Annotated in this window: 4 protein-coding genes; all 4 read right to left on the reverse strand. The window is 30.1% G+C overall.

Annotated elements, in window-relative coordinates; all coding sequences use genetic code 11:
- On the reverse strand, window positions 1–830 hold an 830-nt coding region (locus ACO409_RS10225; protein WP_485556959.1), incomplete at its 3' end, for an aldose 1-epimerase family protein.
- A 92-nt stretch (window positions 831–922) separates the two neighbouring features.
- Entirely contained in the window at window positions 923–2,749 is a 1,827-nt protein-coding gene (dnaK, locus tag ACO409_RS10230) for a molecular chaperone DnaK (protein WP_485556961.1), read from the reverse strand.
- Window positions 2,750–2,859: 110 nt separating this feature from the next.
- Window positions 2,860–3,426: a nucleotide exchange factor GrpE gene (gene grpE / locus ACO409_RS10235; RefSeq protein ID WP_485556963.1), complete on the reverse strand. Its 567-nt coding sequence runs from the start codon at window positions 3,424–3,426 to the stop codon at window positions 2,860–2,862.
- Window positions 3,427–3,446: 20 nt separating this feature from the next.
- The gene (gene hrcA / locus ACO409_RS10240) at window positions 3,447–4,457 is read right to left on the reverse strand and encodes a heat-inducible transcriptional repressor HrcA (protein ID WP_485556965.1); all 1,011 of its coding nucleotides are present in this window, start codon (window positions 4,455–4,457) and stop codon (window positions 3,447–3,449) included.
- Window positions 4,458–4,774: the final 317 nt, after the last annotated feature.

The following is a 4,774-nucleotide window of genomic DNA, read 5'->3' on the forward strand; positions in this document are numbered from 1 at the left end:
AATTTCAATATTCCTTTTTTTTCTTCCAATTTTCCTGTACAGTTTTCAAAATCTGAAATTCCATACCAAGGTTCTATACATACATACGGAGCTTTTGGCTTACTCCAAAATGCAATATATGGGAATCCTTTATATTCAACGCTTAATTCTTTAGAATTTTTATTATTTTTTATTGTAACTTTTTCTGATTTTAAACCTTCAAACACTATTGCATCATCATCAAATACATTTTCAGTAATTTGAATCTTATTAGTATTATTTAAATAATCAACTTTTTCATCAAAAACTAGTCCATTATTAGTAAGTTTATATTTTTGCGAAGTTTCATTTTTTTCAAATTCCAAATAATAGTCATCTAATTTTAGATTGTCATTCACATTAAGTGCAAATGCAGGATGTGTTCCAAGTGAAAAATACATCTCAAAATTATTTTTATTTACAACATCATATCCAATTTCTAAAACACCGTCATTAACTGTATAAGTTAAAAACAAATCAAATTCAAACGGATATTTTTTTAAAGTTTCATTATTTGAAGAAAATCTAAATTTCAAAGAATTTTCAGTTTTTTCAACAAAATCAAAATCTTCTGTTCTTGCAAATCCATGTCGTGTAGTGATTTCATAATCTTTCCCTTTGTAATTGTATACTCCGTTTTTTATGCTACCTACAAACGGAAATAACACAGGTGAGCTAGCAGCCCAAATTTCAGGATTTCTATCCCATATAAATTCTTCTCCATCTACCTTGTAACTTCTCAATTCAGCCCCTCTATCAGCAACTGCAATTTCAACATTTCCACATTTTAAAGTTCTTACTGTACTTTCCATCTTTAACACATCCTTTTCTCGATTATTTATTTTATACAAAGAAGGAGAACTGACTCCCCTTCTTCATTTTTACCTTAATTCATATTATCTTTTTAGTCAACAATTTCTGCATCTTGAACATCATCTTTAGAAGAACCATTATCTGCATTTTCTTCAGTTCCACCTTGTGCTCCTTGTTGAGCCGCTGCTGCTTCTTGGTACATTCTAGTTGCAAATCCTTGAGAAACTTTCGATAACTCTTCAATTCCTTTTCTAATTGCTTCTATATCGTCACCATCTTTTACTTTTTTCAATTCTTCAATTGCTTTTTCGATATCTTCTTTTTCAGTTCCTTGCAATTTAGCTTCGTTTTCTTTTATAGTTTTTTCAGTTGCAATTACTAATTGGTCAGCTTGGTTTCTAGCTTCTACCAATTCTTTAAATTTAGCATCTTCAGCTTCATTTGCTTCAGCGTCTTTTTTCATTTTTTCAATATCATCTTTAGACAAGTTAGAACTTCCAGAAATTGTTACTGTATTTTCTTTTCCTGTTCCTAAATCTTTAGCTGATACATGCACGATACCGTTTGCATCAATATCAAATGTTACTTCGATTTGAGGTACTCCTCTTGGTGCAGGTGGGATGTCGTTTAAGTTAAATTCTCCTAATTTATGGTTATCAGCTGCTCTAGCTCTTTCCCCTTGCAATACAACGATTGATACTGCCGGTTGATTATCTGCTGCTGTTGAGAATACTTGTGATTTTTTAACTGGCACAGTAGTATTTCTATCAATAATCTTAGTAAATACACCACCCATTGTTTCAATTCCTAATGACAATGGAGTTACATCTAATAACAATACGTCTTTAACATCTCCCATTAATACTCCACCTTGAATAGCTGCTCCTGCTGCTACAACTTCATCAGGGTTAATTGATTTATTAGGTTCTTTTCCAAAGAATGATTTAACCCATTCTTGAACTGCCGGGATTCTTGTTGATCCACCAACTAATAAGATTTCATCAATTCCACTTGGATCTAAGTTTGCATCTTCTAACGCTTGTTTAACAGGCCCTTTAGTTGCTTCAACCAAGTCTTTTGTCAATTCATCAAATGCTGCTCTAGTTAATTTCTTTTCCAAATGTTTTGGTCCACTTGCATCCATTGTGATGAATGGTAATGAAATTTGTGTTTCTAATGTAGTTGACAATTTTTTCTTAGCATCTTCTGCTGCATCTTTCAATCTTTGAATTGCCATTTTATCATTTCTTAAATCAATTCCAGTTTCTTTTTTAAATTCATCAGCCAACCAGTCAATAATTTTTTGGTCAAAGTTGTCTCCACCTAAGTGGTTGTTTCCTGAAGTTGAAATAACTTCTACTACTCCATCTCCAATTTCTAGTACTGATACGTCAAATGTACCTCCACCTAAGTCAAACACTAACACTTTTTCTTCTTTTTTCTTATCTAATCCATAAGATAATGCTGCTGCTGTTGGTTCATTAATAATTCTTTGGACTTTCAGTCCTGCAATTTCTCCAGCATCTTTAGTCGCTTGTCTTTGAGCATCAGTAAAGTAAGCTGGTACAGTAATAACTGCTTCTGTTACAGTTTCTCCTAAATAACTTTCTGCATCTTTTTTCAATTTTTTCAAAATCATTGCTGAAATTTCTTGTGGTGTATAGTCTTTTCCATGAATATTTACTTTATAGTCTGATCCCATTTGTGTTTTTATTGAAATTACTGTTGAATCAGGATTTGTAATCGCTTGTCTTTTAGCAATTTCTCCTACAATAATTTCTCCATTATCTTTAATATTTACTACTGAAGGTGTAGTTCTTCCTCCATCACTATTCGGTATTATCGCAAAGTTTCCACCTTCCATAACTGCCACACAGCTGTTTGTTGTCCCTAAATCTATTCCTATTATTTTACTCATATATATCATTCTCCTTAATTTTCAATTTATTTAATTTTTTATAAAAGTATTATTTCAAATCCAATTTTAAATCTATTTTTTTGAATTTTCAAATTATAACTTTTACAAAATTACTTTTTATTAACTGTTACCATTGCTGGTCTTATAACTTTCCCTTTCAACTTATATCCTTTTTGAAACACTTTCACAATAACATCATTGTCTAAATTTTCCACATTTTCAGTCATCATCGCTTGATGTTCATAAGGATTAAACTTCACACCTTCTGCTGCTTCCAATTCTTCAACACCTTCTTCAGTCAAAAGATTTCTCAGATTTCTCAAAATCATATTAACTCCTTCAACCAATGCGTCAAAGTTTTTAGTTTCAGCAGAAGCTTGCTCAGCTCTTTCTAAATTATCAATATTATCTAATAATTTTGTAACAATACCTTCAGAAGCATATTTTCTCATTTCAGCAACTTCATTTTCTTTTCTTTTTGTGAAGTTTTGAAACTCAGCTAATTTTCTTGTATAAGAACTTTTCCATTCTTCCAAGTCCTTTTCAAGTTTTGCAATTACTTCTTCAGGTGTTTCTTCTTTTACTTCTTTTTTAGAGTCATCAGCTTTTGCTTCTTTATCTGCTTCCTCTTTTGATTCTTTAATTTTTTCTTCTTTTTCTAAATCTTTCTCAGACATTTAAAAACCCCGCCTCCTTATTATTTGTTTTTTTGATTCAATAACTGATTTACTTCTTCTGACACATATTCAACTAATCCAACTGTTTTTGAATATTCCATTCGCTTTGGTCCAATTACACCAATAATTCCTCTTGCATTATTTAATGTATAAACCGAGAACACAAACGAAAAGTCTTCAAGTCCTGCAATTTTCAAATCTTCTCCAAAAATTACATTCACTTCTCCATCTTTAAATTCTTTCATTTGCAAAAACTGTGAAAATACATTTCGTAAATCGTTTGGATTATTAAACAGTTTTACACGATTTATAATATTCACAATATCAGATGTATTGTTTTCAATAAGATTCGTTCCGCCTTCAAAAAATAACTTTCCCTCATCAGAAATCCCATTATCTTGAAAATCACTTTGTGAAAATAAATTTGTATTTGTGAAAAAATCTTTTAAGTTTGATAATGTAAAATATTGACTATTTGAAATTTTTTCATTTAAGAAATTATTTATTTTTTCAACTTCACTTTCTGTTACTGGATTTTCCAAAAAGATATTCAAATTTTTTGTAAGAAACGAATTCATTACAACTACAGCAAGTACAGTCGTATCATTAATATGTACCAGTTTTACTTTTTTTACACCTTCCTGCGTAAATGCTGGCTCTAAAACAACTCCAGCATATTGACTAATTTTTGATAATAACCTGGATGTCTCCTCAAATATCATATCAATTTGATTCATCCTTTTATTGTATGCCTGCATGACTTTTGCTTTTTCTTCTTTAGAAATATCTCTAATTTTCAAAAGTTCATCAACATACAACTTATATCCTTCACTTGTTGGAATACGTCCAGAAGATGTATGTGTTTTTGCAATTAGCCCCTTATCTTCCAAATCTGCCATTGTATTTCGGATAGTGGCTGAAGACACTCCAATATTATACTTCTTCTCAAGTGTCCGTGATCCCACACTCTCACCAAATTCCAGATAATGTTTGATAATAGCCTTTAAAATTAATTGCTCCCTATCATTCATCTCGGCACCTTCCTTATTTTTGTTAGCACTCTATAACCTTTAGTGCTAATTACAAATATATAATATTACATTTTTTAAAATTTGTCAACCCTTTTTTTAAAAATTTTTTCATTTTTTTAAAAAAATTCAGCTAAAATCAAAAAAGTATTATAAATAAGCTATTTATGACAATTTTTAAATGACTAAATAAATAACCATTTCCAATTGACAGATTAAATTTCATAAAAAAATTTTATAATAAATTTACTAAAAAGTATAAAATAGACAGAGTAAAAAATATAGGGGCAAATAAATTTAATCAAATTTTTAATTAACAA

The organism is Leptotrichia sp. (assembly GCF_057270615.1).

Excerpts from the sequence above, each read along its gene's own strand:
- grpE (WP_485556963.1), bottom strand. The coding sequence starts at position 3,426 with ATGTCTGAGAAAGATTTAGAAAAAGAAGAAAAAATTAAAGAATCAAAA.
- hrcA (WP_485556965.1), bottom strand. The coding sequence starts at position 4,457 with ATGAATGATAGGGAGCAATTAATTTTAAAGGCTATTATCAAACATTAT.
- dnaK (WP_485556961.1), bottom strand. The coding sequence starts at position 2,749 with ATGAGTAAAATAATAGGAATAGATTTAGGGACAACAAACAGCTGTGTG.